Origin of the sequence: Sphingomonas sp. LR60, assembly GCF_036855935.1 — a bacterium.
In the GTDB taxonomy this organism is placed as follows: domain Bacteria; phylum Pseudomonadota; class Alphaproteobacteria; order Sphingomonadales; family Sphingomonadaceae; genus Sphingomonas.
The window spans coordinates 3,543,804-3,570,237 of the sequence record NZ_JASPFK010000001.1; the positions used below are offsets into that span (position 1 = coordinate 3,543,804).

The window sequence follows — 26,434 nt, forward strand, 5'->3', positions numbered from 1 at the left end:
TGAGACCCCAACCCCTCACCCCAACCCTCTCGCCAAGGGGAGAGGGAGCACCCCCACCCTCTCCGGCATAATTATGCGACAAACCGGCGTTAGCGCCACGATCGCCGCCGAACGTCACGCGCGGCTGGGGTAACACATGCGTCTCTCGTTCCTTCTGCTGGCCTCCACCGCGGCACTCCCCGCCTACGCGCAGCAAGCCGCCACGCCGCCTGCACCCGCGCAGGCCGGCGCGCAGGCTCCGGCTGCCCCCACGACCGCCCCCGAGACCGACGCCGAAGAGGAAGGCAGCGAGGACATCGTCGTCACCGGCTCGCGCGCGCAACGCGGCGCGGTGATCGGCGACGTCACGCCCGAGGAGCAATTGTCCCCCGCCGACATCCGCAGCTACGGCGTCAGCTCGGTCACTGAATTGCTCAACGAACTGTCGCCGCAGACGCGCTCCGGGCGCGGCGCGGGCGGTGCGCCGGTGGTGCTGCTCAACGGCCGGCGCATCTCGGGCTTCCAGGAAATCCGCGACCTGCCGACCGAGGCGATCCAGCGCGTCGACATCCTGCCCGAGGAAGTCGCGCTCAAATACGGCTATCGCGCCGACCAGCGCGTCGTGAACTTCGTCCTGCGCCGCCGCTTCAAGGCAGTGACCGCCGAGGTCGAGGATCGTTTCGCCACCGAGGGCGGGCGCAACACGCCCGGCGGCGAGCTGGACCTGCTGCGCATCCGCAGCGACAAGCGCGTCAACCTGCACCTCGAATACAGCCGCCCCGGCGCGCTGACCGAAGCCGAACGCGACATCATCCAGGCGCCCAATGCCGCGGCGGTCGGCGGAAACGTCTCCTCGCTCAATCGCGGCGCGATCGACCCTTTGTTCGGCAACGCCACGACGCTCGGCATTCCCGCGCTCGCCGCGACGCAGGCCCCGGTGCTCGGCGACTTCACGACGACCCGCAACGTCACCGATCAGGCCGCCTACCGCACGCTGCTACCGCAACAGCGGACGTTCAGCGCCAACGGCACCTATGCGACGACGATCTTCGGCAATGTCTCAGCCTCGCTGAACGCGACCGTCGACCATAATGTCACGCGCGCCCTGCGCGGACTGGCCGAGGTCGATCTCAATCTGCCGGTCGGCAGCCCCTTCTCGCCCTTCGCGGTTCCGGTGCGCGTGACGCGCGCGTTCGACGACGTTCCTGCGCTCACGCAGCGCGCCGAAACCACCGACCTGCACCTCGGCGGCACGCTCAACGGCGATCGCGGCCAGTGGCGCTGGTCGCTGACCGGCAACCTCGACCGCGACGAGGCCAATACGGTGACGACCACCGGCCTCGACGCCAGTGCGTTGCAGGCCGGGATCGACGCCTTCGATCCCCTCGCCAATCCCTATGCGCCGCTGTCGCTCGGCGCGTCGCCCGCCGATCGCGGCCGCTCGGTCGCGACCAGCGCCGGGCTCGACGCGCTGGTCGCCGGCCCCTTGTTCCTGCTCCCCGCCGGCTATGCCAACACCAGCATCCGTGTCGGCGCTTCGACCAGCGACTTCAGCAGCGACTCCTTCCGTCGCGGCATAGCGACCGCCGCCGACATCGGGCGCGACGTCGCCAATGCGCAGATCAACCTCGACCTGCCGATCGCCAACAAGGCGCAAGGGGTGCTCAGCGCGCTCGGTCGCCTGTCGATCAACGGCAATCTCGCGATCGACCAGCTTTCCGACTTCGGAACCTTGTGGACAATCGGCTATGGCGTGAACTGGACCCTGATCGAGGGCGTCAGGCTGCTCGCCTCGGTCACCGACCAGGACGAAGCGCCCTCGGCACAACAGCTCGGCAATCCTTCGGTGACGACCCCCGGCGTGCGCGTGTTCGATTACGTGCGCGGCACCACCGCGACCGTCACCACGATCACCGGCGGCAACCCGAACCTGATCGCCGACAACCGCCACGCGCTCAAGGTCGGGCTCGACATCAAGCCGTGGAGTGCGCAGCAGATCAACTTCCGCGCCGATTACACGCGGCAGAGCACCGACGATCCGATCGCCGCCTTCCCCAGCGCGACCGCCGCGATCGAGGCTGCCTTCCCCGATCGCTTCACGCGCGATGCGGGCGGCAATCTGCTCCAGATCGACTCGCGCCCGATCAACTTCGCGCGCAGCGAAACCTCGCAGCTCCGCTACGGTGTCAACCTGTCGTTCCGCATCAAGTCCGAGCTGCAGAAGAAGATCGAGGCGTTCCGCGCCGGTACGGGCCCGAACCCGTTCGAGGGGCTACGCCCGCCGGGCGGTGACCGCCGCCCCGATCGCCCGCCGCAGGATCGTGCCCGTCCCGACGGCAGCGCCATGAACGGCGGCCGTCCCGACGCGGGCGGCGGCGCGCCGGGCGGCCCGCCCGGTGGCGGCGGCGGCTTCCGGGGGCGCGGCGGCGGCGGTCAGGCTGGCGGTCGTATCCAGTTCGCGCTCTATCACACCTGGCATCTCACCGAACGGGTGACGATCGCCGACGGCGGGCGCGTCCTCGACCTGCTCAACGGCGACGCGACCGGCGCGGCGGGCGGACAGGCGCGGCACGAGCTGGAGGGGCAGGCCGGCTATACCAACAACGGGCTCGGCGCGCGGCTGTCGGTCAATTACCAGAGCGGCACGCGCGTCAACGGCGGCACCGCCGCGGCGCCGGAGACACTGGAGTTCGGCGGACTCGCCACCGCCAACCTCCGCCTGTTCGCGGACCTCGGCGGCAATATCGACTGGGTGCGCGCCCATCCGTGGATGCGCGGCGCGCGCGTCAGCGTTCAGTTCGATAATCTCTTCAACACCCGCCGTGACGTTCGCGACCAGAATGGCACGGTGCCGATCGGCTTCCAGCCCGACTATCTCGATCCGGTCGGCCGCACGATCCGCGTCTCGTTCCGCAAGCTGCTTTTCTAGAGTGTGGCCCATCAACCCTGACGTGTGCCCCGGCGAAGGCCGGGGCCCAGCTGGGGGACGCTATTGATGTGCGTCGCGCTCCATCTCTCAGGCTTTTGCGACTGGGCCCCGGCCTTCGCCGGGGTACAGATAGAGATGATTCAAGGCAGCTGATCAAACGCTGAAGACCGTCGCCCCTGCGCGTCGCGTGTCACAACCCGACGCGCGCCGCCAGCCACCGCGCCGCTGCCTCGGGGCTCTGCTTGTCGCGATCCCGGTCGACCCGGTAATTCGCCTCGCGCATCGCCGCGACCGGGATGCGCCCGATCAGCGGCCGCAGCGCATCGCGGAACCGGGCATCGTCGCGATGCCGCGGCGCGACCAGCATGATCGCGTCGTAGCCCGGGATCGCATGGCGCGGATCGGCGAGCACCGTCAGCCGATCGGCCGCGATCCGGCCGTCCGAGGAGAAAGCGCTGATGACATCGGCGCGCCCGCTCTCCAGCGCACGGTACATGAAGGTCGGGGCGTACGGCGTTGCGCCGGCGAAGCGCAGCGGATAGGCGCGACGGATCGCCGCCCACTCGGGTCGGTCGAGGAATTCGAGATCGGCCCCGAACTGCACTTGCGGGGCGACACGCACCAGATCGTCGAGCGTCGCGACGCCTCGCCGCTGCGCATCGTCACCGCGCATCGCGAAGGCATAAGCGTTCTCGAATCCCAACGCGCCCAATGATGTCACGCTTCGCGACCGTTGCACCCAATCCGCGATCTCGCGCAGCTGTACGGTGCGCGGCGGCGTATCCTTGCGGTGCATTTCGGCGGTCCACAGCGTCCCGGCATAGTCGACATAGACGTCGATCTCGCCCCCCGCGACCGCCCCGAACGCCACCGCCGAGCCGAGCCCGTCGCGATACGTGACCTGATAGCCCGCTTTCGTGAGCCGATCGCCGATCAATCGCGCCAGAATATATTGCTCGGAAAAGTTCTTCGCCCCCACCACGACCCGCCGCTCGCCACCGGCGCGCCACAGCGGCACACTCGCCGCAACGACCGCCAAAGCGAGCAACAACAACGCGATACCGGCGCGCTTCCAGCGCCGCTCGCCCGCCGCGCGCTCCGCCACCCCGAGCAACAGGTCGACCCCCAGCGCCAACCCCGCCGCCCCGACGCAACCCGCGATCACCAGCGTCCACGCCTGCGTCTGCAACCCCGCAAAGATCAGGTCGCCAAGGCTCGGCTGCCCCACCGTCGTCGACAGCGTCGCCGCACCGATCGTCCACACCGCCGCGGTCCGCACCCCCGCCATCGCGATCGGCAGCACCAGCGGCAGCTCGACCAGCCGCAGCTTCTGCCCGCGGGTCATCCCGATCCCGTCCGCCGCCTCCAGCACCGCCGGATCGAGCCCGCGCAACCCCGTGACGATGTTCCGTGCGATCGGCAGCAGTGCGTAGAGCGTCAGCGCGAGCAGCGCCGGCAGGAAGCCGAGCGCGGGCACGCCATGCCCGATCCACAGCAGCACCGGATAGAAGAGCGCGAGCAGCGCAAGGCTCGGGATCGTCTGCACCAGGCTTGCGAATCCCAGCACTACCCCCGCGAGCCGTGGCGCGCGGGCGGCGCGGATCGCGACCGGCACGCCGATCACCAACGCCAGCGCGAGCGCGGCCATCGCGAGCAGCAGATGTTGCGCGGCGAGCGCCGGTACGCGGGCGAAGGCGTCGTTCATGCCGATAGCGTCGCCAGCCGCGCCGCCTGCGCTCGCGGCACCGCCACCAGCGCCTGCGCCGCCGCCCCGCCCGCACCGCGCAGCAGCGCGGCGGGCGGTTCGTCCGCGACCACGCGCCCCGCCGCCATCACGATCACGCGATCGGACAGCAGCAACGCCTCGGCCATGTCGTGCGTCACCATGATCGTCGTCAGCGCCAGCTCGTCATGCAACCGCCGCACCGCCCCGGCCAGCGATTCGCGCGTCACCGGATCGAGTGCGCCGAACGGCTCGTCCATCAGCAGCAGCCCCGGCCGCGTCACCAGCGCGCGCGCGACACCGACGCGCTGGCGCTGCCCGCCGGACAGCTCGGCGGGCATTCGCGTCGCCACCGCGCGCGGCAGCTCGACGAGGTCGAGCATCGCGGCGGCACGCGCCGGGTCGGGCGTTCCGGCCAGCCGCAGCGGCAGCGCAATATTCTCGGCGACGCTCAAATGCGGGAACAGGCCGACGTCTTGAAAGACATAGCCGATTCGCCGCCGCAGCGCCGGTGCGGGCTCGTCGGCGACATCGCGATCATCGAGCAGCACGCGGCCGTTATCGGGCACTACCAGGCGGTTGACGGTCTTGAGCAAGGTCGATTTGCCCGATCCCGATGCCCCCACCAGCGCGACAAACGTCCCCGCCGCGATCGTGATCGACACGTTGTCGATCGCCGCGGCATCGCCGTAGCGCTTGCCGACCTGCTCGAAGGCGACCGTCGGTCCGGACGAAAGTGCTGGCATCGCCGCCGGTGATGCGGGAAGCGTGCGGAGGTAACAAGCATTAACGCGGGAGAGCGGGATGAAGGCGATGCTGGTCACGGGCGGCGGCTCGGGCATCGGGCGCGCGGTGGCGCAATTGTTCAGCGCACGCGGCTGGCGCGTCGGGCTTGCGGACATCGACGCGCAAGGCTTGCGCGACACCGCTGCGCTGCTGCCCGACGACCGCACCAGCACGCATGTCATGGACGTGCGCGACCCGTCGGAATGGGAGGAAGTGCTCGTCGACTTCGCGCGCCTCAGCGACGGGCGCCTCGACGTGCTGTTCAACAATGCCGGGATCGCGGCCGGGGGGCCTTTCGCCGAGATCGGGCTCGATGCGATCGATCGCGTGATCGACGTCAACTTTCGCGGACTGACCTATGGCGCGCGCATGGCCTATCCGTATCTGAAGGCGACGCCAGGCGCGTGCCTGCTCAACACCGCCTCTGCCTCGGCGATCTACGGCTCGGCGGGGCTCGCGATCTATTCGGCGACCAAGTTCGCGGTGCGCGGGCTGACCGAGGCGCTCGACGGCGAATGGGCACCGGAGGGCATTCGTGTCCGCTCACTGATGCCGAGCTTTATCGACACCAACCTGCTGTCGGCGGCGATCCCTGGCACCAATTACACCGCGCGCGATCTGGTCGTGCGGCGCAAGATGGAGTTCACGCCCGTCGAGATGGTGGCCGAAAAGGCATGGGCGGCGGTGCACGGCGACCGCGTGCATACGGTGGTCGGCAAGACGGCGGAGCGGATGGCCGTCGCGGCACGCTGGATGCCCGGCCGCCTGCGCGCGATGATGCGGGGGCGGTGAGCCACATAGCGCAGCGCTTCCCGAACCGTCACCCCCGCGGAGGCGGGGATCCAGACGCGCAGGTCTGTCGATAGAGGCGCCACGTCGGAGGTTCTGGATTCCCGCCTGCGCGGGAATGACGGAGCCGATGCCCGCTCAGACCCGCATCGGCATCAGCACGTAGAGCGCCGGGCTCTTGTCGTTCTCACGGATCAGCGTCGGCGCGGCGGCGTCGGCAAGGTGGACCTCGACCAGGTCGGTGCCGATCTGGCCCAGAATGTCCATCAGATAGCGGCTGTTGAAGCCGATCTCGAACGGCGTCGCCGCATATTCGCCCGGCACTTCCTCGGCCGCGGTGCCGTTCTCGGGGCTGGTGACCGACAGCGTGATCTTGTCGCGATCCAGCGCCATCTTCACCGCGCGCGTCTTTTCCGTCGCGATCGTCGAGACGCGATCGACACCCTGCATGAAGCTCTTCGGATCGAGCTTGAGGATCTTGTCGTTGCCGGTCGGGATCACGCGGCTGTAATCGGGGAAGGTGCCGTCGATCAGCTTCGAGGTCAGGATCGCCTGCCCCAGGTCGAAGCGGATCTTGGTGCCCGACAGCGACACGCCGACCGACCCATCGACCTCGTCGAGCAACTTGCGCAATTCGGCGATGCACTTGCGCGGCACGATCACGTCCGGCATCCCCGCCGCGCCCTCGGGCTGGTCGACCGTCACGCGCGCCAGCCGATGACCGTCGGTCGCTGCGGCCTTCAGCACACCCTCGGCGACATGCAGGAAGATGCCGTTGAGATAGTAACGCGTCTCTTCGGTCGAGATCGCGAAGCGGGTCTTGTCGATGATCTGCTTGAGCGTTTCGGCGGGCAGCTCGAATTGCGTCGGCAGCTCACCCTCGGCGATCACCGGGAAATCGTCGCGCGGCAGCGTGCCGAGCGAGAAGCGCGCGCGCCCCGCCACGATCGTCATCCGCCCCTCGGCGGCGGTCAGCGACACCTGCGCGCCCTCAGGCAGCTTGCGCGCGATATCGAACAACGTGTGCGCGGACACCGTGGTCGCACCCGGCTGATCGACCGCGGCGGCGACGCTTTCGTTGATCTGCAGGTCTAGGTCGGTGGCCATCAACCGCAACTGCCCCTCGGCGGTCGCCTCCAGCAGCACGTTCGAGAGGATCGGGATGGTGTTGCGCCGCTCCACCACGGACTGGACGTGGCTCAGCCCCTTCAGCAGAGTCGCGCGTTCAATCGTCGCCTTCATCGTCACTTCCCCGGCCCGCAGGTCACTCACCAGGGGCAATTGGCCACTTCTCCCTAAGGTCCAAACTCTCCCAGAACAAGGTCGTGACGGAGCGGATTTTAGCACCAGGCCAGGAGCAAGGAGGGAGCGATGCCAAAGCATCGTGACCGACGCGCGACGATGAACAGGTCGCCAGGTCCCCGGACTTGGCTTGTATTGTCCGGGGGACAATACAACCTGTTCATGGTGCTAAAAGCCGCCCGCCGCGCAGCGGTCGCCAGTGGAGGGCCGCCGGTCATCGTCGCTTGCTTACGGGTAGCTCTGCTACCCGATTGCGCTACGCTCCTTGCCGGCGGTCCTCCACTGGCGATCACGATCCTTGTTCTGGGAGAGTTTGGACCTTCACCAAAAGAAAGGGCCGGAGCAAGCGCCCCGACCCTTCCCGTACCGCGATGAGCGCGAAATCAGAAGCGAATGCCCAGACCCGCCATCAACTGGTGACGATCGAGGTCGATGTCATAGCCGTCGATGCTGCCGTAATGCGAATAGCGATATTCGGCGGTGACGAACGACGTCGGCGTCAGCTTGTACTCGAGCCCGGCACCAAGGCGGAACCCGCCGAGATTGGTCTTGTCGATCAGCTCGTTGTCCGAGGTCGTGGTCGCCTGATAGCGGTTCTCGACGCGTGCGTTGGTATAGCCGCCCTTGCCGTAGATCATCGCCTGCGGCGAGATCACGTAACCGAGCCGCCCACCGACATAGAGGTCGCGTCCGGCCTCGGCCGAGAAACGATCGCCTGCGGTCAGCGCATTGTAGCTGCGCGTCTTGGTCGTCGCGTCGGTATATTCGCCGTCGATGCCATAAACGATGTTGCCGCGCTGTAAGTCATAGCCGATCCGGCCGCCATAGCCCAAGCCCTGCTGGCCTTCCGAGTCGCCGTCGCCACCGTCCTGGATATTGTCGTAGCCGGCCAGCACCTCGACGCGGCCACCCGCGAACGGACCGTCTTGCGCCATCGCCGGGGTTGCCACCGCGATCGCCATCACCGCCGCCGGGATCGCCATTGCAAGCTTACGCATGTCTCACTCCATCTCACTCACCTCAAAACGCGAGGCGTGTGGGGACAAATACGCGGCAGCGTCATCGTTGCATGAACCTGACATAAACAGCATTTCGCGTTGCCTTTCGGCCACAGTGACGCGACAGGCGGCGGCGATGTCGATCGTGCTCGCCTTGCTGTCCGCTGCCGTGCTGCGCGAGCCGCTGGGCGTATGGCAACGCTGGGCGGCGCTGCGCGAGACGCCGGGACCGCGCTGCTTCGCGGTCGCGCAACCGCTGCGGCGGGACGGCACCACCGATCGCCGCGGCGGCTTCGCGCTGATCGCGACGCGGCAGGGCCCGACCCGTGCGCCCTCGGTCCGGTTCCGTCTCACCCGCCCGCGTGGCGAGGGCGCGCCGCTGACGCTGACGATCGGGGAGCGGCGCTTCGCGTTGATCGGCGACCGCACGTTCGCCCGCGCCGCCGATCCCGAAACCGACCGCGCGATCGTCGGTGCGATGCGTGGCGCGGCGGCGATGACGCTGACCACGCTCGACGCGGGCGGCCGCGGGCTCGGCGACACTTATCCGCTGGCGGGCGCGGCGACGGCGATCGACGCTGCGCAACTGGGATGCGTCGGCCGGTAACGCTGGAAAAATGCGCGCAACTGGCCTATGTGCGCGCGATGCTCACAGCCTCGGCCGCCCCCATGCCCATTCCCGGGCACATCGACCCCGTGACCGTGCCGCGCGCCAGCGCGCCGCGCACCGACGGCCGCATCGACCTGATCGGGCTGCCGCGCGACGAGTTGCGCCGCGTGCTCGAAGAGGCGGGGCTGGAGCCGCGACAGGCCAAGCTGCGCGCCAAGCAGATCTGGCACTGGATCTACAATCGCGGCGCGACCGACTTCGCGGTGATGACCGACATCGCCAAGGCGCAGCACCCGTGGCTCGCCGAGCGGTTCGTGATCGGGCGTCCGCAGGTGGTGGAGGCGCAGGTATCGACCGACGGCACCCGCAAATGGCTGCTCCGCTCCGAGGACGGGCAGGATTACGAGGCCGTGTTCATCCCCGACGCCGATCGCGGGACCTTGTGCGTCTCGAGCCAGGTCGGCTGCACGCTCAACTGCCGCTTCTGTCACACCGGCACGATGCGGCTGGTGCGCAACCTGACGGCGGGCGAGATCGTCGGGCAGGTCATGCTGGCGCGCGACGCGCTCGGCGAATGGCCGAGCCAGCCCGAGGGGCGGATGCTCACCAACATCGTGATGATGGGGATGGGCGAACCGCTCTACAATTTCGACGCGGTGCGCGATGCACTCAAGCTGGTCATGGACGGCGACGGGCTCGCGCTCAGCAAGCGGCGGATCACGCTGTCGACCAGCGGCGTGGTGCCGATGATGGCGCGCGCGGGCGAGGAGATCGGGGTCAATCTGGCGGTGTCGCTCCACGCGGTGACCAAGGATGTCCGCGACGAGATCGTCCCGCTCAACCGCAAGTACGGTATCGAGGAATTGTTGCAGGCGTGCGCCGATTACCCCGGCGCGAACAACGCGCGGCGCATCACGTTCGAATATGTGATGCTCAAGGACAAGAACGATTCGGATGCCGAGGCGCATGAGCTGGTCCGGCTGCTCAAGCACTACAAGCTGCCCGCCAAGGTCAATCTGATCCCGTTCAACCCGTGGCCCGGCGCGGATTACGAAACCTCGACGCCGGAACGCGTGCGGCGTTTCAGCGAGATCGTGTTCGAGGGCGGCATCTCCGCCCCGGTCCGCACCCCGCGCGGGCGCGACATCGATGCGGCGTGCGGGCAGCTGAAGACCGCGGCGGAAAAGAAGAGCCGCGCCGAACTCGATCGACTGGCAGCGGAGAAGCAGGCCGCGCTTGGTTGATGCGGCCGGGCTGGCGCTCGCCGGCGGTGCGGGCGTCGTCGGCGGGATAATGAACGCGCTGGCGGGCGGCGGCACCTTCGCGACGATGCCGGCGCTGCTTGGGCTCGGCACCCCCGCCAATATCGCCAATGCGACCTCCAATCTCGGGCTGATGCCGGGCGGCGCGACCAGCGCGTGGAGCTTCCGCCACGAATTGCAGCCGGTCGGCGGCGTGTCGGTGCGCGTGCTGGCGGCGATCACCTTCGTCGGCGGGCTGCTCGGCAGCGTCTTGCTGGTGGTGACGCCGGGTGCGGCGTTCGACCTGATCGTGCCGTGGCTGTTGCTGGTCGCGTTCGTCGCGATCGTGTTCGGCGCGCGTGCGGCGAACTGGCTCGCGGCGCGGGTGACGATCAAGCCACGCACGCTGATGGCGGTGCAGGCGGTGCTCGGCACTTATGGTGGCTATTTCGGCGGCGGTGTCGGGATCATGACCACCGCCACCTATGGCCTCCTGGCGGGCACGACGCCGCGCGCGATGTTCGCACCGCGGACGTTGATGCTGACGGTCGCCAATTTCGCCGCCGCGATCGTGTTCGTCGCGTGCGGGATGATCCGCTGGGACGCATGCCTGCCGATGCTGGCGGGCGGCGTGCTCGGCGGCTGGCTGGGCGCGATCGTCGGCAAGCGACTGCCCGCCCTCGTGGTTCGCTGGTGGACGATCCTCGTCACCGGGGCGACCACGGCGGTGTTCTTCGCACACGCTTACGGCTGACCCGCCTGACAGAAGGCGTCCAATAAAAAGGGAAGCATATTCAGCGTCATAGCTGCGCAATCGCCCCGGTGTTTCCGCCATTTCGGTGGCGACGGAGCGACCGCCGACGCGCCCGCCATGCAATCACCTCACGCACCGGCGATACGGCCGATCGAACGAGGGGCTTCATCATGGTGGACTTCACGCAGGAAGAGCGGCTTCAGATCACACAGGCGCTCGCCGATGGCATGAACGATCAGGCAACGGCGGAGGCGCAGGCATTGACCGGCGATGCCCGCCAAATATTCTGTCAGAATTGGGACGTGGTCAAAAAGGTGCTCAGCTTTCTGAAGCCGTACCTGCCGGCGCCGATCGGCTGGGTCATCACCGGGCTGATTACCGCAGGCGACATCCTGCACGGCAAGATTTGCTGAGCAGGGTCACGTCGGTCGGCACATCGCGAACTTCTCGCCGACCTCGAAATAATCGGCCGGTCCGCCACCGCGCAGGATCGGCCGTGCGCGCTCGGTGCGATACACGCCATCGTCCAGCATCGCCCGGTCGATATGGATCGCCACCGCCTCGCCGAGCACCAGCCAGCCGGGTAGCGCCGTGCCGTGACGATCCTGCAACTGCACGATCTGCGTCACCTGACATTCGAACTGCACGGGACTCAAGGCGACGCGCGGTGCGGCGACGCGCGCGGAAGGCAATGTCTCCAGCCCGGCGCGCACGAACTCATCCTCGTCGGTCGCAGCCGACGTCTCGTTCATCGCGTCGGCGAGATCGCGCGTCGCGAGGTTCCAGACGAACTCGCCGCGCGCCCGTACGTTCGCCAGCGAGTCCTTCTCGCCCAGCGAACAGAAACCGACGATCGGCGGGCGGTAGGAAAACAGGTTGAAGAAACTGTACGGCGCGAGATTGCGCCGCCCCTCGCGCGAGACGGTCGAGATCCAGCCGATCGGGCGCGGCGCGACGATCGCGTTGAGCGGATCGTGCGCAAGGCCATGGCCCTGTTCGGGCTCGTAGAAATGCCATTCGGTCATGCTGCGGCTTCTGCTAGGAAGCGTGAATGGCTGCAACCGTGATCCACCGCCACCGGCTCGCTACGCGCATATGGCATTGGATCAACGCGCTGGCGATCTTCATCCTGATCGGGTCGGGGCTCGGCATCTCGAACGCGCATCCGCATCTGTACTGGGGGGTTCGGGGCGAATTTCGACCACGCCTGGGCGCATCTACCGCGCTTTCCCGCGTGGCTGACGATCCCGGCCAGCTACAATCTCGCGATCTCACGGCGCTGGCATCTGTTCTTCGCGCTGGTGCTCGCCTTCTCGTTGCTCGCCTATATGATCGTCAGCCTGCTCAACCGCCATTTCCAGCGCGACCTCGCGCTACGGCGACGCGACGTCGGCGCCGGGCATCTGGTTGCCGATATTCGCGCGCACCTTGCCTTCCGCTTCCACGATCCGGAGGCACCGGGCGAGTATAACGCGCTGCAAAAGATCAGCTACGTCGCGGTGATCTTCCTCGCATTGCCGCTGGTGGTCCTTACCGGACTGGCGCTGTCGCCCGGCATGAACGCAGCATGGCCCTGGTTGCTCGACCTGTTCGGCGGTCGCCAGTCGGCACGCTCGCTGCACTTCATCGCGATGGCGGTGATCGCGGGCTTCACCGTCCTCCACCTCGCGCTGGTGATCCTCGCGGGGTGGCGCAACGAGCTGCGTTCGATGATCACCGGCCGCTGGCGGGTGCCCGAATGATCCGGCGGCGGACCCTGCTCGGCGGTGGTGCCGGGCTGATGCTCGCTGGCTGCGATCGCGTCATCCAGCAACCGACGGTGCGTTCGATCGTCTTCAAGGGCGAGGACATGCACCGCGGCCTGCAGCGGGCATTGTCGAACCGCGACGCGCTCGCGCCCGAGTTCACCGCGGAACAGATGTCGCCGCGTTTTCGCACCAACGGTACGCGCGATCCGGGCACTGCCGCCTATGCCGCACTGCGCGCCGGGCGCTTCGCCGACTGGCGGTTGACCGTCGACGGGCTGGTCGCGCAACCGCTCTCGCTGTCGCTCGCGGACCTCGGCCGCTTCCCGCAGCGGGCGCAGATCACCCGTCACGATTGCGTCGAGGGGTGGAGCGCGATCGGCAAGTGGCAGGGGCCGCGGCTCGGCGACGTGCTGAAGGCTGCGGGACTGCGCGATGCGGCGCGCTACATCGTCTTTCGCTGCGCCGATTTGTACGGCGGCGCGCCCTATTACGAGTCGATCGACCTCGTCGACGCCTTCCACCCGCAGACCATCCTCGCCTGGGCGATGAACGACCGCTTCCTCGACGTCGGCCACGGCGCCCCGTTACGGCTGCGCGTCGAACGGCAGCTTGGCTACAAGCACGCCAAATATCTGATGCAGGTCACGGCGGTGGACAGCCTTGCAGGGATCGGCAAGGGGCGCGGCGGATTTTGGGAAGACAATGTCGATTACGATTGGTGGGCGGGGATCTGACCGCGCCGCCGCGTTATCGCGATTGATCGCGATTGATCGCGACGAACGCTACGCTGCGTCGGTCTTGCGCCCCCGCCGCCGCAGCGCGACGACATAGATGATCGCCGCCACCCCCGCGAACAGGAACCATTGCACCGCATAGGCAAGGTGGTTGTTCGGGATCGACTCGATCGACGGTGGGCTATTCGGCGACAGCCCCGCGGCCGGCGCCGCGGCGACCAGCATCAGCTCGCGCGGCGTATGCGATTGCGTCACCTCGGCGATCAACGGCCGCGCATCAGGCGCGTGCGCGATCCACCCGCTCACCTTGCCCCCGCGCCACGCGACCTTGCCGACCGGATCGCGTGTCGTGCCGATCTGGACGCGCAGCCCCGGCCCTTCCGCGCCGGTCCGGCACAAGGCGATGACGCGATAGCCGGCCGCCCCCGCCCCGGCGCGGGTGATCGACACCGGCTCGAGGCAGAACGCGCTGCTGCGGCGGAACAGCAACGTCTCGTCGGCGACGCGCGGGAAGGCGACCGCCGGCCGCGTGGGATTGGCGGCCAGCTGCGCAAGGAACGCCTCTTTCTGCGGCCGCCGGTCGAGCAATTGCCACAGGCCCAGCGCGATCATCGCGGCGATCGCGAGACCGACGATGATCGTCGGGACGAGCGGAACACGCTTCACGGCGTCAGTCGCCCCTCACCCGCCTCATGGCGATATTCGGCCGCGAGCAACCAGCCCTTGGTGACGCGCAACGACCAGACGATCGCGCCGGCACTCAGCGGCACCCACAACAGGACGTGCAGCCACCAAGGCGGCGCGAACGACAATTCGACGATGATCGCCAGCGCTACGACGATCGCGCCCCATGCCAGCACCAGCAACGCCGCCGGGCCGTCGCCGACGTTGAAGCCGGCGATCGACAGCCCGCACGCCGGGCAGCGGTCGGCGAAACGCAGGACGCCCGCAAACAAGGTGCGGGCGCCACAGCGGGGACATAGCCCCTTGAGACCACAGTCGATTGGCCGGGGCGCCGCCCCAGCCGTCGACCGATCGGCGTCGTTCATCCGCCGTGGACCGGTGCGCCCCAGCCGCCCCATACATAGACGGTGACGAACAGGAACAGCCACACGACGTCGACGAAGTGCCAGTACCACGCCGCCGCCTCGAAGCCGAAATGCTGCTTCGGGGTGAATTCGCCCTTATAGGCGCGGATCAGGCAGACGATCAGGAAGATCGTGCCGATGATGACGTGGAAGCCGTGGAAGCCGGTCGCCATGAAGAACGCCGCGCCATAGTTGATCCCCTTGAACGGGAAGGGCGCGTGGATGTACTCATACGCCTGGATACTGCTGAACAGCAGGCCCAGTACGACGGTGAGCCACAGCCCCTTGAGCACGCCGTCGCGGTCGCCGACGCCCAGCGCGCCCCAGAAGCCACGCTTCTCGCCACCCCGCTGGTTGTGGATCAACGCATGGTGTGCCCAGGTGACCGTGGTGCCCGAGCACAACAGGATCAACGTGTTGAGCAGCGGCAGTTCGAAGGCGTTGATGACCTCGAGGCCCTTGGGCGGCCATTGCGCCGCGATCGCCGCCGCCCCCTCGGCGGCGCGCTCGACCTGACCGTCGACGACCTGCATCGCGGTCGGGAACAGCGAGAAGTCGAAGAACGCCCAGAACCAGCCGACGAAGAACATTACCTCGGAGGCGATGAACAGGATCATCCCGTAGCGGAAATGGAGCTGCACCACGGGCGTATGATCGCCGGCATGCGCCTCACGGATCACCTGATGCCACCAGCCGTACATGCAGAACAGCACCGAAGCCAAACCGATCAGGAATACCCAACCGCCTCCGACGCCCTGATGCATGTACATGATGCCGCCGGACGCCATGATGAGCGCGGCGAACGCGCTGAGCAACGGCCAGGGGCTGGGCGGCAGGATATGGTAATCGTGGTTCTTGGCACCCGCCATGCGCGGCTCTCCCAATTCGCTTATCGCGGTGGTCTTACCCGTTCGTTTTCGCGGAATCCACCGGGTAAAAGGTGTAGCTGAGCGTGATCGTCTGCACGTCGCGCGTGTCGGGATCGCTCAGGATCTTGGGATCGACGTAGAAGATCACCGGCATCCGCTGCGTCTCGCCGGGCTTCAGCGTCTGCTGCGTGAAGCAGAAGCACTGGATCTTCGTGAAATATTTGCCGGCAATCGCGGGCGTGACGTTATAGGTCGCGGTGCCGGTCACCGATTGCGCCCCGCGATTGGTGGCGGTGAAGAACGCCATGTCGCGCGCGCCGATCTCGACCGTCTCCTGCTCCTGCTCGGGGACGAACCGCCACGGCAGCTTCGGGCTGGTGTTGGCGTCGAACGCGATCTCGATCTTGCGGTGCACGCCGCCCGGCGCCGCGATGCCGCGCCCGGTGGTGCCGTTCAGCCCCGTCGCCTGACAGAACATCCGGTAGAGCGGCACGCTGGCGAAGGCGAGCCCGGTCATGAAGCAGATCCCCGCCACCGCGAGCAACGCGGTGCGGAGCGTCCGCGGGCGTGGCGGCGTGTTCAATGCGCCATGCCCTGCTTGATCCGCGCGATGGTGATGAAGAACACCAGGACCACGAATGCGCCGAGCAATAGCGCGACGACGATCGCGCGCGCCTTCTGCCGACGACGGATCAGATTTTGTTCGTCTTCGGTCATGCCACCCACCGATCGACGACCAGCGCGCCGAACATAACGAAAAGATACAGGATCGAGAAAGCGAACAGCCGCTTCTCGAAGAACATCGGCGTCGCGGCGCGCTTCGCACCGACGGTGACCAGCGCGGCCAGCACACCGAATGCCGCGGTCATCGCCACCGCCACCACGCCATAGACGCTGCCGGTCAGCCCGAGCGGCCATGGCGCGATCGCCACCGCCGCCATCGGGATCGTGTACAGCCCAATCTGCCGCCGCGTCGCTGCCTCGCCCGCCACCACGGGGAGCATCGGCACGCCAGCATTGGCATAATCGGTCTTCACGAACAGCGCGAGCGCCCAGAAATGCGGCGGCGTCCACAGGAAGACGAGCGCGAACAGCAGGAACGGCAGCAACGCGATCTGCCCGGTCGCCGCCGCCCAGCCGATCAACGGCGGGAACGCACCGGCCGCGCCGCCGATGACGATATTCTGCGGCGTCCGTCGCTTGAGCCAGACGGTGTAGATCAACACGTAGAACAGGATCGACACCGCCAGGATCGCTGCGGCGGCGAGATTGACCGCCAACCCCATCAGGATCACCGAAAACGCGCCGAGCCCGACGCCGAAATGCAACGCCGACTGCCGCTCCATGCGCCCCGCCGGCAGCGGACGCTGCGCGGTGCGCTTCATCGCCGCGTCGAGATCGGCCTCATACCATTGGTTCAACGCCCCCGCGGCGCCCGCGCCCAGCGCGATGCACAGGATCGCGGTGAAGCCGAGCACCGGATCGATCAGCCGACCGTTCACGGGCGGTGCCGCCAGCATCCCGCACAGCCCGGTGAAGACGACCAGCGTCATCACGCGCGGCTTGGTCAGCGCAAGGAAGTCGCGCCAGTCGGCGGGGGCAAGAAGGGGCGTGGCGGGTGTCATGAGCGCGTCGACCCTAGCCGCGGCGCGCGACCGAGGGAAGCCGCGCGTCGCCGGTAATGGTAGCCGTACAGGTTGTTAGTGAAGCCGAGGCCGGCGTAGAGCGCACGCGCCGCGACATTGCCCGCCTCGACCTGCAAGGCGGCGTGGCGCGCGCCCTGCCCCGCTGCCCACGCCAGCAAGGTGGTGACGATGCTCCGCGCATGTCCCTGCCTGCGCACTGCCGGGTCGGTGGCGATCGCTTCGAGAACGGCGATCTGATCGTGGATCGCGACATATCCGATTGCCGCTGTCGCTTCACCTTCCCCGATCCTGGCATAGCCGACCGGACCGACGATGCGCGTAGCGACCGCGGCCGGGTCCTCGATCGCCGCCGTGAGTCGACGGCGCGCGGCCAGCCACGACGCATCGGTAGCATTGGTGACGATCACCTCGCCGACCGACTCGCCGCTGCTGTCGAGCGCGCGCGACAGCGTACGCGTCTGCCCCTCGGGCGAGTCGAACCCGGCCGCGTCGAGCATCGCTGTCAAACCGGGCGCGAGGCCGGTGACCCGGACGATCGTCGGCAACGCGGCCGCATCGTAGCGATTGCTGATCGCCGCAAGCGTCGCTGCGTCGAGCGTGGCGTCGGGACGCGTCGCGCTCGCGGAATTGCTGCGGCGGCTACCGCCTCCTGAGCACGCGACCAGCCAGCCATCAACCCGCAGCGACTCGCGCGGCGGATAGGCGGCGGCGCAGGCACGTTCGACGCGCCACGCAATTGCATCAGTAATCATCGCGTGCCTCCCGCCGAAAACGACAACGGCGGGGAAGCTCTCGCTTCCCCGCCGCTGATGTCGCCGATGCCCGGCTCAGTCGATCTTGGGCAGGGTTTCGAACTGGTGGAACGGCGGCGGGCTGGACAATGTCCACTCCAGCGTCGTCGCACCTTCGCCCCAGGGATTGTCGGGCGCCTTCTTGCCCGCGATCAGCGACCAGATCATGTTGACGAAGAAGATCGCCATGCCCGCCGCCATGATCATGTAGCCGACCGTCGCGACCGTGTTCCAGTGCGTGAACGCATCCGGATAATCCGGGTAGCGGCGCGGCATGCCCTGCAAGCCGAGGAAGTGCATCGGGAAGAACAGCAGGTTCACGCCGACGAAGAACACCCAGAAGTGCAGCTGGCCCAGCAGTTCCGAGTACATCCGCCCCGTCATCTTCGGGAACCAGTAATAGAAGCCTGCGAACAGCGAGAACACCGCACCCAGCGAGAGCACGTAGTGGAAGTGCGCCACCACGTAATAGGTGTCCTGCATGTAGTCGTCGACGCCGCCGTTGGCGAGCACGACGCCGGTCACGCCGCCGACCGTGAACATGAAGATGAAGCCGATCGCCCAGACCATCGGGGTCGGGAAGCGCAGCGAACCGCCCCACATCGTCGCGATCCACGAGAAGATCTTGATACCGGTTGGCACCGCGATCACCATCGTCGCGGCGGTGAAGTACATCTTCACGTTCACGCTCATGCCGGTCGTGAACATGTGGTGCGCCCAGACGACGAACCCGACTACGCCGATCGCGACCATGGCATAGGCCATGCCGAGATAGCCGAACACCGGCTTGCGGCTGAACGTCGCGACGATGTGGCTGATGATGCCGAAGCCCGGCAGGATCATGATGTACACTTCGGGGTGGCCGAAGAACCAGAACAGATGCTGGTACAGCACCGGATCGCCACCGCCGGCCGGATCGTAGAAGGTGGTGCCGAAATTACGATCGGTCAGCAGCATCGTGATCGCCGCCGCCAGCACCGGCAGCGCCAGCAACAGCAGGAAGGCGGTGACTAGCACCGACCAGGCGAACAGCGGCATCTTGTGTAGCGTCATGCCCGGCGCGCGCATGTTGAAGATCGTGGTGATGAAGTTGATCGCCCCCAGGATCGAGCTGGCGCCCGCGAGGTGGAGCGACAGGATCGCCATGTCGACCGACGGCCCGGGCTCGCCATAGGTGGAGAGCGGCGCATAGACGGTCCAGCCGGTGCCCGCGCCGCCGAAGAACGGCGAGGCGAGCAGCAGCAGGAAAGCGGGCACCAGCAGCCAGAAGCTGATGTTGTTCATGCGCGGGAACGCCATGTCGGGCGCACCGATCATCAAGGGCACGAACCAGTTGCCGAACCCGCCGACCATCGCCGGCATCACCATGAAGAACACCATGATCAGGCCGTGCGCGGTGACGAGCACGTTCCACAGGTGCAGCGCCTGGTCGAACGACTGCTCCTCCCCGCCATGCAGCATCGACGCCCAGTGCGGCAGATACTGGATCCCCGGATGCATCAGCTCGGCGCGCATCAGGCCCGAGATCGCCCCGCCGATGATCCCCGCGACGATCGCGAAGATCAGGTACAGCGTGCCGATGTCCTTGTGGTTGGTGGACATGAACCAGCGCGCGAAGAACGCCGGTTTGTGATCGGCGTCCGCGTGATGGTGGTGATCGTCGTGCGTGACGAACGCGGACGGTTGGAGCGCGGTGTCGGTCATGATCTTAGCGTCCGGCTTCGCCGACGCCGCCCGGATTGCCGGTGGCGCCTTGCGGGGAAGTGGGGGAGTGTCGGTCCCGTTCTCGGTCGGTCCGGTGATCGCATTGGCGACCGCCGCCTCGTCCATCACGGCGGCGGAATTGTCGGCACCCGGCTGCGGGATCACCGCGTCCGACGCCTTGCCCGGTGCCGGCATCGAGCCGCCCTTGGCGCGCACCCACGCCGCGAACTGCGCCGGGGTGACCGCCTCGACCGCGATCGGCATGAACGCGTGCCGCGCGCCGCACAATTCGCTGCACTGGCCGAAATACAGGCCCGGCTTGTCGATCGTGAAGCTGGTCTCGTTCAGCCGGCCCGGGATCGCATCGAGCTTGATCCAGAACGCCGGCACCGCCCAGCTGTGGATTACGTCATTGGCGGTGGTGATCAGGCGGATCGGCACGCCGACCGGCAACACGACACGATTGTCGGTCGCCAACAGGCGGGGGCCGTCGGCGGCGGAGCGCGCACGCTCGCCGGGGGCGACCTGATTGCCTTCCTTCAGCATGTTGGCGGTGATCTCGATCCCGCCGTGATCCGGATATTGGTAGCTCCAGAACCACTGGTTGCCGATCGCCTTCAGCGTCACCGCGCCGGCGGGCGCGGGCTTGAACTGCGCCGCAAGCAGCCCGATCGACGGGACCGCGATCGCGACGAGGATAAGCACCGGGATCAGCGTCCAGGCCACCTCGATGGCGGTGTTGTGGCTGGTCCGCGACGGCGTCGGGTTCGCGCTGGCGCGGAACTTCACGATCACCACGGCCAGCAGCACCAGCACCAGGATCGAGATGATCGTGATCAGCGGGAAGAGGATGCGGTCGTGAAACCAGTGCGCGCGCAGGCCGTTCTTGGTGACCTGCGGCTGGATGTGCATGACGCCGTCGAGCGGCTGGCCGACACCGGGCGCCGAGGTCGTGGCGTCGAAGGCCGGCGCGCCGTCCATCGCCAACGCAGGCGATTGCGGCGCGGCATCGGCCTTTTGCACCGAGCCGCCTGCCTGGCCCTGGTTCGAGTCGGCGGGTCGCAGCCCGCTGGGCGCGGCGGTGGCCGCAGTGGCGGGCGAGGTCGCGGCCGCAGCCGGCGCCTGCGCGCCTGCACTACCCGCGCCCGTCAGGGCGGTCAGCGCGAAGCCCGCTGCCAGTACCCAACCCTTGATCCCGGTGTTCAGCATCTTGTTATCGTCACCCCTGTCGTGGTGCGCGCATCCGCGTCCCGGGCGTATAGAAGCGCCCCTCCTGCATCTGCCTATAGCATGGCATCCTCCCGCCTCAAGGGGGGCGTGCGACAGTGCTTTTCTGAGCGGAGGCGCGTTGCGCCCGCGCGGACGGGCTTCTATGGCGCGCGCAGGAGACACAGCACACGATGACCGACGACGACGTGCTCGCCGAATTCCGCGCCGCGGATGCGCTGCTGGAAGGGCATTTCATCCTTTCCTCCGGGTTGCGCAGCCCGCGCTACCTTCAGTGCGCGCGCGTGCTGATGAACCCGCGCCGTGCCGCCCGGCTGGCGGAGGCGCTGGCGACGCGCATTCCCGCCGAACTGCGCGCACGGATCACCGCGGTCGTCGCCCCCGCGATGGGCGGCGTGATCGCCGGGCAGGAGATGGCGCGCGCGCTCGACGTCGATGCGATGTTCGTCGAACGCCCGAGCGGCACGTTCGAGCTGCGCCGCGGCTTTCGGCTCGAGCCGGGGCAGGAAGTGCTGATGATGGAGGACGTCGTCACCACCGGCCTGTCGAGCCGTGAGGCGATCAGGGCGATCGAGGAAGCCGGCGGCCGCGTGATCGCGGGTGCGGCGTTGGTCGACCGGTCGAACGGCACCGCCGATATCGGTGTCCCATTCTTCCCGCTGATCCGGCTGGAGGTGCCGACCTATCAGCCCGACGACCTGCCCCCCGAACTCGCGGCGATCCCGGCGATCAAGCCGGGCAGCCGGGCGGCGGCATGACGATGAGCGGCCCCCTGCGCCTCGGGGTCAACATCGACCATGTCGCGACCGTGCGCAACGCGCGCGGCGGGGGCTTGCCCGATCCGGTCCGCGCGGCGTTGCTGGCGGCGCAGGCGGGGGCCGACGGCATCACCGCGCACCTGCGCGAGGATCGCCGCCACATCACCGACGGCGACATCGCGCGGCTCTCCGCGGAACTGACGATCCCGCTCAATCTCGAGATGGCGGCCACCGAGGAGATGCTCGCGATCGCACTGCGCCATCGCCCGCACGCCGCCTGCATCGTCCCCGAAAAGCGCGAGGAGCGTACCACCGAGGGCGGGATCGACGCCGCCGGTCAGCACGATCGCCTCGCACCGATGGTCCGCGAACTCGGCGCGGCGAACATCCGCGTCTCGCTGTTCATCGAGCCCGACCCGCGCCAGATCGCGGCGGCGGTCGCGCTGGGCGCGCCGGTCGTCGAGCTGCACACCGGCCGCTATGCCGAGCTGGACGGCGAGGCGCGCACCGCCGAGCTGCGCCGGCTCTCCGATGCCGCTGCGCTGGCTGCGAAGAACGGGATCGAGGTTCATGCCGGCCACGGCCTCACCTTCGACAATGTCACCCCCGTGGCGGCGATCCCGCAGGTCCGCGAGCTGAACATCGGCCATTTCCTGATCGGCGAGGCGATCTTCACCGGGCTGGAGGACAGCGTCCGGCGGATGAAGGCGTTGATGGAAGAGGCCCGATGAGAACGCCCGCATGATCGTCGGGCTCGGCTCCGACCTCTGCAATATCGAGCGGATCGCCGCATCGCTCGATCGTTTCGGCGAGCGGTTCGAGGCGCGCGTCTTCACCGCTGTCGAGCGCGCCAAGGCCGATCGCCGCCCGTTCACCAGGGCCGGAACGCTCGCCAAGCGCTTCGCCGCCAAGGAAGCGTTCTCCAAGGCGGTCGGCACCGGGTTCAAGGCCGGTGTGTTCATGAAGGACATCGGCGTCGTCAACGCGCCCTCCGGCGCGCCGACGCTCGCGCTGACCGGCGGCGCGAAGGCGCGGCTCGATTCGATGATCCCCGCCGGGCACAGCGCGTGCATTCATCTGACATTGACCGACGACCATCCCTGGGCGCAGGCATTCGTCATCATCGAGGCTATCGCCGACCGACATGCAGGAGCCGAGTGACCGCGTGGCAGAGGATATCGCATTGACCGGCGACCACACGCCCCCGCCCGCCACGACGGAGGCGCCCATGACGCGCGCCGGCTTCGACTGGTGGGGAGAGCTGAAGGGTCTGTTCTGGCTGTTGCTGGCGGTGCTCGGCTTCCACAGCTTCATCGCCAAGCCCTTCTACATTCCGAGCGAGTCGATGCTCCCCGGACTGCTGGTCGGCGATCGGCTCGTGGTATCGAAATTCGCCTATGGCTGGTCGTTCGTCTCGCCGACGATCCCCAATCCGGTCGCGATCGTCCGCGGCACCCTGCTGCACCAGCAGGTCGATAGCTGGTCAGTGCAAGTGCCGTTCATCCACGGCCGGGTCTGGGGCAGCCTGCCGGAGCGCGGCGATGTGGTGATCGTCACCCCGCCGGGCCAGTCGAGCGACTATATCAAGCGCGTCATCGGGCTGCCGGGCGATACGCTGGCGGTGCGCGGCGGAGTCGTGATCCTGAACGGCGTTCCCGTGACGCGCGGCCCGCTCCACTATCGCGACCTGCCGGTCGACGCGAACGCGACCTGCGATCCCGCCCAATATCCGGGTGCGCGACAGGAGCGCGCCGACGGCACCGCGATCTGCCACCTGCCGATCATCACAGAGACCCTGCCCAACGGTCGTCGCTATGACACGGTCGATCTGGAACCCGACAGCGTCGGCGACAATTATGGCCCGGTGAAGATTCCCGCCAACCATGTCTTCCTGATGGGCGACAATCGCGACCGCTCGGCCGACAGCCGTTTCGCGCTGGGCGGGTTCGAACGCGGGCTCGGCGGGCCGGTGCCCTATGAGAATATCGGTGGGCGTGCCGAATTCATCACTTTCTCGGTCGACGGCAGCGCCGGCTGGAACCCGCTGACGTGGCCGGGCGCGTTGCGCGGCGGGCGCGCTGGCACCTCGCTCCACCCGACGCGCCTCCCATGAGCGACGCGCACGAGGTGCGGATCGATGCCGGTGGCGAGCGGATCCGCGTCCGCGCCGGCGCCAGCCCCACCGAAGTGCGCGACGAGGCGACGCGCTACGAAATCCGCCGCGCCACGATCTGGCTCGGCATGGCCGGCGCGATCGCGCTGGTCGTCCTGCTCGTCCAGCCGCTGCTCATCATCTTCGCCGCGCTCGTCTTCGCGGCGCTTCTCGATGGCGGGGTGCGGCTGCTCGGGCGCGTATTGCCGATCGGGCGTAGCTGGCGATTGCTGATCGTCTGCCTGCTGACGATCGCCTTCCTGCTCGGCACCTTCTATCTCGCCGGCGTCCAGATCGCCGCCCAGGCACAGCAGCTCCGCTCGACGGTCGAGGTCCAGGCGCTTCGCCTCAATGGCTGGCTGAGCGCGCAGGGGCTGATGCCCGGCGTCAACGACCTGAGCGGCGTGGCCAAACAGGCGATGTCCTCGCTCGGCCGTGTCACCAGCTGGCTCGGCACCGCGGCCGGCGCGCTGACCAGCGGGTTCATGATCGTCGTGCTCGGGCTGTTCGTCGCGATCGACCCGCACGGCTATGAGCGCGGGCTGCAATGGATGGTGCCCGAGCGCAACCGCGTCGAATTCGCGGTGACGCTCAAGCGCATGGCGCAGACGTTGCGCCGGCTGCTCGCCGGACGCCTGCTCGGCATGGCGTTCGAGGGCGTGCTGACCGCGATCGCCTTGTGGCTTGCCGGGGTGCCGATGGCGATGATCCTCGGCATCCTCACCGGTCTGCTGGCGTTCATCCCGAATATCGGCGCCTTCATTTCCGGTGCGCTGATGGTCGCGGTGGGCTTTTCCGCCGGTGTCCATACCGGGGTGCTGGCGATCATCGTCTATGTCGTCGTGCAGACCTTCGACGGCTATGTCGTGATCCCGATGGTTGCCCGGCGCACCGTCGACCTGCCACCGGCGCTGACGCTCGGCGCGCAGATCCTCGCCAGCGCCTTGTTCGGGATCATGGGGCTGGCGCTGGCCGATCCGATGACCGCGATCCTGAAGACCGCGCTGGAGCGGCGCTCGGAGAACGTCGAGGACGGCCCGCCGCGCGATTGACCGTGCCCGCGGCACGGCTGGCGCACGCCGCAGGACGCTGCTAAAGCCCGCTTCCCGTGTAGGAACGGGCGCAGGATGAACCGATTGCGCGTCGACGAGCCAGCCTCAACTCCCTCGACCATGTCCACTGCCGACGTCGCTCCGCTGGTCGCGCTGAAGCCGGTCCAGACGCTTCGACGGCGCTGGCCGATGCTGCTGGCGACGATCCTGACCATTGCGATGCTGATCGGGGTCGGACGCGAGTTGTTCGATGACGGGCTGGCCGGCATCCGGCGGATCGTCCCCGAATCCTGGGGCTTCTACCTGTTCTTCGTCGCCTCCTACTTCACCCTGCCGATCTGCGACTTCATCATCTTCCGACGGCTGTGGAACGTGCCCCCCACCGCCTTTCCCGCGCTCAACCGGAAACGGATCGCGAACGACATCCTGATCGGCTATTCGGGCGACGCCTATTTCTATGCCTGGGCGCGTGCACGGCTCGAGATGGTCGCGGCGCCCTTCGGTGCAGTCAAGGACGTCAGCATCGTCTCGGGCATCACCGGCAACGTCACCGCCTTGCTGCTCGGGCTGGTGGCGTTGCCGCTCGGCTATCAGTTGATCGCGCCCGAGGTGGTGGAGGCGATGATCTGGTCGCTGGTCTTCGCCACCGCGCTCTCGCTGGGGCTGATCCTGTTTTCGAAGCGCGTGTTCTCGCTGCCGCGCCGCGACCTGTGGTTCATCTTCTGGATCGATCTGCTGCGGATTGGCGGCACCTGCGTCACGATCGCGCTTGCCTGGGCCTGGGCGATCCCCAGCGTGTCGCTGGGCATGTGGCTGTTTCTGGTCGCCGGGCGGCAATTGGTTTCGCGCCTGCCGTTCCTGCCCAACAAAGACCTGCTTTTCGCCAACTTCGCGATCCTGGTCATCGGGCATGATCGGACGTTGTCGGATCTGATGGCGTTCACCGCAGCGTCAACAGTGGTGATGCACGGGCTGCTGCTGCTGCTGTTCGGCGCGGTATATGTGACGGAAAGGATGCGCAAATGGCGCGAGGAACGCTGAAGATCGCGCTGGCCGGGCTGCTGGCGCTCGGCGCGCCCGCCGCCGGCGCGCAGGTGCTGGGCAGCGATGCCGCGGCCTGTGCCGGGGGCAGCAAGGCCCCGCGATCCTCGCGACCGTCACCGGGCTGAAGGATCGCACCGGCACGCTGAAGCTGGAGCTTTATCCGCCCAACGAGAATGACTTCCTCGCCGGGGACGACGATCTCGCCCGCCAGGGCAAGTTCTTTCGCCGCGTGTCGATCGCGCCGCCCGCGTCCGGCGATGCGGCGATCTGCATCCGCGTGCCGCATCCCGGCCGTTACGCGCTGTTCCTCGGTCACGATCGCGACGGCAAGCGCAAGTTCAACTTCTGGAGCGACGGCGCCGGCTTTCCCAGCAATCACAAGATCGGACGTGCGCGTCCCAAGCTGGTCGACGCGTTGATCGACGTCGGCCCGGGCATCACCCGCACCACGATCCGCGCGCAATATCTGCGCGGGCTGGGCGGCTTCGGCTTCATGCGCTGATCGGGAGA

26 protein-coding genes and 3 pseudogenes are annotated in these 26,434 nt (G+C 67.8%); 15 read left to right on the plus strand and 14 right to left on the minus strand.

The genetic code is table 11. From position 1 onward, the window contains the following. Positions 1–136: 136 nt before the first annotated feature. Positions 137–2,908, plus strand: coding sequence for a TonB-dependent receptor (locus tag QP166_RS16885; RefSeq protein WP_333916961.1), 2,772 nt, complete (start codon positions 137–139; stop codon positions 2,906–2,908). 190 nt (positions 2,909–3,098) lie between these two features. Here the strand turns inward: QP166_RS16885 and QP166_RS16890 are convergent, their stop codons facing one another. Further along, the gene (locus QP166_RS16890; RefSeq protein WP_333916962.1) at positions 3,099–4,613 is read right to left on the minus strand and encodes an ABC transporter permease/substrate-binding protein; all 1,515 of its coding nucleotides are present in this window, start codon (positions 4,611–4,613) and stop codon (positions 3,099–3,101) included. Then, complete coding sequence (locus tag QP166_RS16895; protein ID WP_333916963.1) at positions 4,610–5,377, minus strand: ATP-binding cassette domain-containing protein; 768 nt, start codon at positions 5,375–5,377, stop codon at positions 4,610–4,612. The genes QP166_RS16890 and QP166_RS16895 overlap by 4 nt, the downstream gene beginning before the upstream one ends. Before the next feature lie 58 nt (positions 5,378–5,435). Here QP166_RS16895 and QP166_RS16900 point away from each other — a divergent pair, with 58 nt between their 5' ends. Continuing rightward, entirely contained in the window at positions 5,436–6,209 is a 774-nt protein-coding gene (locus QP166_RS16900; RefSeq protein WP_333916964.1) for an SDR family oxidoreductase, read from the plus strand. Between the two features lie 135 nt (positions 6,210–6,344). Here QP166_RS16900 and dnaN read toward each other — a convergent pair whose 3' ends face one another. Beyond that, positions 6,345–7,448, minus strand: a complete 1,104-nt coding sequence (gene dnaN / locus QP166_RS16905) for a DNA polymerase III subunit beta (RefSeq protein ID WP_028967287.1) — start codon at positions 7,446–7,448, stop codon at positions 6,345–6,347. A 443-nt stretch (positions 7,449–7,891) separates the two neighbouring features. Next, a complete protein-coding gene (locus tag QP166_RS16910) occupies positions 7,892–8,506 on the minus strand; it encodes an outer membrane protein (RefSeq protein WP_333916965.1) in 615 nt (204 codons plus the stop codon). A gap of 136 nt (positions 8,507–8,642) precedes the next feature. Between QP166_RS16910 and QP166_RS16915 the strand changes: the two genes are divergently transcribed. From QP166_RS16915 to QP166_RS16930, 4 genes are all read left to right on the plus strand, one after another. Then, entirely contained in the window at positions 8,643–9,113 is a 471-nt protein-coding gene (locus QP166_RS16915) for a hypothetical protein (RefSeq protein WP_333916966.1), read from the plus strand. 38 nt (positions 9,114–9,151) lie between these two features. Further along, positions 9,152–10,360 (plus strand): 23S rRNA (adenine(2503)-C(2))-methyltransferase RlmN, encoded by a 1,209-nt coding sequence (rlmN, locus tag QP166_RS16920; protein WP_333917371.1) that lies wholly within the window; start codon positions 9,152–9,154, stop codon positions 10,358–10,360. Continuing rightward, a complete protein-coding gene (locus tag QP166_RS16925) occupies positions 10,353–11,111 on the plus strand; it encodes a sulfite exporter TauE/SafE family protein (protein ID WP_333916967.1) in 759 nt (252 codons plus the stop codon). The genes rlmN and QP166_RS16925 overlap by 8 nt, the downstream gene beginning before the upstream one ends. A gap of 170 nt (positions 11,112–11,281) precedes the next feature. Continuing rightward, the gene (locus tag QP166_RS16930) at positions 11,282–11,524 is read left to right on the plus strand and encodes a hypothetical protein (RefSeq protein ID WP_333916968.1); all 243 of its coding nucleotides are present in this window, start codon (positions 11,282–11,284) and stop codon (positions 11,522–11,524) included. A gap of 6 nt (positions 11,525–11,530) precedes the next feature. On the opposite strand, the gene QP166_RS16935 is transcribed toward QP166_RS16930, so the two are convergent. Then, a complete protein-coding gene (locus QP166_RS16935; protein ID WP_333916969.1) occupies positions 11,531–12,136 on the minus strand; it encodes a flavin reductase family protein in 606 nt (201 codons plus the stop codon). A gap of 26 nt (positions 12,137–12,162) precedes the next feature. Between QP166_RS16935 and QP166_RS16940 the strand changes: the two are divergent. Both QP166_RS16940 and QP166_RS16945 read left to right on the plus strand, forming a co-directional pair. Further along, positions 12,163–12,853, plus strand: a pseudogene (locus QP166_RS16940) (cytochrome b/b6 domain-containing protein). Then, on the plus strand, positions 12,850–13,593 hold the full coding sequence (locus QP166_RS16945; protein ID WP_333916970.1) for a molybdopterin-dependent oxidoreductase: 744 nt from the start codon (positions 12,850–12,852) through the stop codon (positions 13,591–13,593). The pseudogene QP166_RS16940 and the gene QP166_RS16945 overlap by 4 nt, the downstream one beginning before the upstream one ends. A gap of 48 nt (positions 13,594–13,641) precedes the next feature. On the opposite strand, the gene QP166_RS16950 is transcribed toward QP166_RS16945, so the two are convergent. From QP166_RS16950 to coxB, 9 genes and pseudogenes are all read right to left on the minus strand, one after another. Then, the gene (locus tag QP166_RS16950) at positions 13,642–14,259 is read right to left on the minus strand and encodes an SURF1 family protein (RefSeq protein ID WP_333916971.1); all 618 of its coding nucleotides are present in this window, start codon (positions 14,257–14,259) and stop codon (positions 13,642–13,644) included. Continuing rightward, complete coding sequence (locus QP166_RS16955) at positions 14,256–14,549, minus strand: DUF983 domain-containing protein (protein ID WP_333916972.1); 294 nt, start codon at positions 14,547–14,549, stop codon at positions 14,256–14,258. The genes QP166_RS16950 and QP166_RS16955 overlap by 4 nt, the downstream gene beginning before the upstream one ends. Before the next feature lie 89 nt (positions 14,550–14,638). After that, positions 14,639–15,550: a cytochrome c oxidase subunit 3 gene (locus QP166_RS16960; protein WP_333916973.1), complete on the minus strand. Its 912-nt coding sequence runs from the start codon at positions 15,548–15,550 to the stop codon at positions 14,639–14,641. A gap of 34 nt (positions 15,551–15,584) precedes the next feature. Then, positions 15,585–16,133 carry a cytochrome c oxidase assembly protein gene (locus QP166_RS16965; protein WP_333916974.1) on the minus strand — a complete coding sequence of 183 codons (549 nt, stop codon included), beginning with the start codon at positions 16,131–16,133 and terminating at the stop codon, positions 15,585–15,587. After that, a complete protein-coding gene (locus tag QP166_RS16970) occupies positions 16,130–16,267 on the minus strand; it encodes a hypothetical protein (protein ID WP_184036396.1) in 138 nt (45 codons plus the stop codon). Before QP166_RS16970 ends, QP166_RS16965 begins: the two co-directional genes overlap by 4 nt. After that, positions 16,264–17,175, minus strand: coding sequence for a heme o synthase (locus tag QP166_RS16975; protein ID WP_333916975.1), 912 nt, complete (start codon positions 17,173–17,175; stop codon positions 16,264–16,266). Before QP166_RS16975 ends, QP166_RS16970 begins: the two co-directional genes overlap by 4 nt. Next, the gene (locus QP166_RS16980; protein WP_333916976.1) at positions 17,172–17,948 is read right to left on the minus strand and encodes a GNAT family N-acetyltransferase; all 777 of its coding nucleotides are present in this window, start codon (positions 17,946–17,948) and stop codon (positions 17,172–17,174) included. Before QP166_RS16980 ends, QP166_RS16975 begins: the two co-directional genes overlap by 4 nt. A gap of 75 nt (positions 17,949–18,023) precedes the next feature. Beyond that, positions 18,024–19,691 (minus strand): cytochrome c oxidase subunit I, encoded by a 1,668-nt coding sequence (ctaD, locus tag QP166_RS16985; RefSeq protein ID WP_333917372.1) that lies wholly within the window; start codon positions 19,689–19,691, stop codon positions 18,024–18,026. Between the two features lie 273 nt (positions 19,692–19,964). Continuing rightward, positions 19,965–20,900, minus strand: a pseudogene (coxB, locus tag QP166_RS16990) (cytochrome c oxidase subunit II); the annotation flags it as partial. A 191-nt stretch (positions 20,901–21,091) separates the two neighbouring features. Here coxB and pyrE point away from each other — a divergent pair. From pyrE to QP166_RS17030, 7 genes and pseudogenes are all read left to right on the plus strand, one after another. After that, a complete protein-coding gene (gene pyrE, locus QP166_RS16995; RefSeq protein ID WP_333916977.1) occupies positions 21,092–21,676 on the plus strand; it encodes an orotate phosphoribosyltransferase in 585 nt (194 codons plus the stop codon). Between the two features lie 2 nt (positions 21,677–21,678). After that, positions 21,679–22,407 (plus strand): pyridoxine 5'-phosphate synthase, encoded by a 729-nt coding sequence (locus QP166_RS17000; protein WP_333916978.1) that lies wholly within the window; start codon positions 21,679–21,681, stop codon positions 22,405–22,407. Positions 22,408–22,417: 10 nt separating this feature from the next. After that, positions 22,418–22,837 (plus strand): holo-ACP synthase, encoded by a 420-nt coding sequence (gene acpS / locus QP166_RS17005; protein WP_333916979.1) that lies wholly within the window; start codon positions 22,418–22,420, stop codon positions 22,835–22,837. Beyond that, positions 22,821–23,789: a signal peptidase I gene (lepB, locus tag QP166_RS17010; protein WP_443027225.1), complete on the plus strand. Its 969-nt coding sequence runs from the start codon at positions 22,821–22,823 to the stop codon at positions 23,787–23,789. The genes acpS and lepB overlap by 17 nt, the downstream gene beginning before the upstream one ends. Further along, positions 23,786–24,880, plus strand: a complete 1,095-nt coding sequence (locus QP166_RS17015; protein WP_333916981.1) for an AI-2E family transporter — start codon at positions 23,786–23,788, stop codon at positions 24,878–24,880. The genes lepB and QP166_RS17015 overlap by 4 nt, the downstream gene beginning before the upstream one ends. A gap of 75 nt (positions 24,881–24,955) precedes the next feature. Then, entirely contained in the window at positions 24,956–25,921 is a 966-nt protein-coding gene (locus QP166_RS17020; RefSeq protein ID WP_333916982.1) for a hypothetical protein, read from the plus strand. Then, positions 25,903–26,426: pseudogene (locus tag QP166_RS17030) on the plus strand (DUF2141 domain-containing protein). The gene QP166_RS17020 and the pseudogene QP166_RS17030 overlap by 19 nt, the downstream one beginning before the upstream one ends. The last annotated feature ends 8 nt before the right edge of the window (positions 26,427–26,434 follow it).

What these genes read in the sequence shown, in the direction of transcription:
- QP166_RS16980 (WP_333916976.1), bottom strand. Translation starts at nt 17,948, where the DNA reads ATGATTACTGATGCAATTGCGTGGCGCGTCGAACGTGCCTGCGCCGCC.
- QP166_RS16935 (WP_333916969.1), bottom strand. Translation starts at nt 12,136, where the DNA reads ATGACCGAATGGCATTTCTACGAGCCCGAACAGGGCCATGGCCTTGCG.
- QP166_RS17015 (WP_333916981.1), top strand. Translation starts at nt 23,786, where the DNA reads ATGAGCGACGCGCACGAGGTGCGGATCGATGCCGGTGGCGAGCGGATC.
- QP166_RS16975 (WP_333916975.1), bottom strand. Translation starts at nt 17,175, where the DNA reads ATGACACCCGCCACGCCCCTTCTTGCCCCCGCCGACTGGCGCGACTTC.
- QP166_RS16945 (WP_333916970.1), top strand. Translation starts at nt 12,850, where the DNA reads ATGATCCGGCGGCGGACCCTGCTCGGCGGTGGTGCCGGGCTGATGCTC.
- QP166_RS16915 (WP_333916966.1), top strand. Translation starts at nt 8,643, where the DNA reads ATGTCGATCGTGCTCGCCTTGCTGTCCGCTGCCGTGCTGCGCGAGCCG.
- QP166_RS16970 (WP_184036396.1), bottom strand. Translation starts at nt 16,267, where the DNA reads ATGACCGAAGACGAACAAAATCTGATCCGTCGTCGGCAGAAGGCGCGC.
- acpS (WP_333916979.1), top strand. Translation starts at nt 22,418, where the DNA reads ATGATCGTCGGGCTCGGCTCCGACCTCTGCAATATCGAGCGGATCGCC.
- lepB (WP_443027225.1), top strand. Translation starts at nt 22,821, where the DNA reads ATGCAGGAGCCGAGTGACCGCGTGGCAGAGGATATCGCATTGACCGGC.
- pyrE (WP_333916977.1), top strand. Translation starts at nt 21,092, where the DNA reads ATGACCGACGACGACGTGCTCGCCGAATTCCGCGCCGCGGATGCGCTG.
- ctaD (WP_333917372.1), bottom strand. Translation starts at nt 19,691, where the DNA reads ATGACCGACACCGCGCTCCAACCGTCCGCGTTCGTCACGCACGACGAT.
- QP166_RS16960 (WP_333916973.1), bottom strand. Translation starts at nt 15,550, where the DNA reads ATGGCGGGTGCCAAGAACCACGATTACCATATCCTGCCGCCCAGCCCC.
- QP166_RS17000 (WP_333916978.1), top strand. Translation starts at nt 21,679, where the DNA reads ATGAGCGGCCCCCTGCGCCTCGGGGTCAACATCGACCATGTCGCGACC.
- rlmN (WP_333917371.1), top strand. Translation starts at nt 9,152, where the DNA reads ATGCTCACAGCCTCGGCCGCCCCCATGCCCATTCCCGGGCACATCGAC.
- QP166_RS16910 (WP_333916965.1), bottom strand. Translation starts at nt 8,506, where the DNA reads ATGCGTAAGCTTGCAATGGCGATCCCGGCGGCGGTGATGGCGATCGCG.
- dnaN (WP_028967287.1), bottom strand. Translation starts at nt 7,448, where the DNA reads ATGAAGGCGACGATTGAACGCGCGACTCTGCTGAAGGGGCTGAGCCAC.
- QP166_RS16890 (WP_333916962.1), bottom strand. Translation starts at nt 4,613, where the DNA reads ATGAACGACGCCTTCGCCCGCGTACCGGCGCTCGCCGCGCAACATCTG.
- QP166_RS17020 (WP_333916982.1), top strand. Translation starts at nt 24,956, where the DNA reads ATGAACCGATTGCGCGTCGACGAGCCAGCCTCAACTCCCTCGACCATG.
- QP166_RS16900 (WP_333916964.1), top strand. Translation starts at nt 5,436, where the DNA reads ATGAAGGCGATGCTGGTCACGGGCGGCGGCTCGGGCATCGGGCGCGCG.
- QP166_RS16895 (WP_333916963.1), bottom strand. Translation starts at nt 5,377, where the DNA reads ATGCCAGCACTTTCGTCCGGACCGACGGTCGCCTTCGAGCAGGTCGGC.
- QP166_RS16930 (WP_333916968.1), top strand. Translation starts at nt 11,282, where the DNA reads ATGGTGGACTTCACGCAGGAAGAGCGGCTTCAGATCACACAGGCGCTC.
- QP166_RS16885 (WP_333916961.1), top strand. Translation starts at nt 137, where the DNA reads ATGCGTCTCTCGTTCCTTCTGCTGGCCTCCACCGCGGCACTCCCCGCC.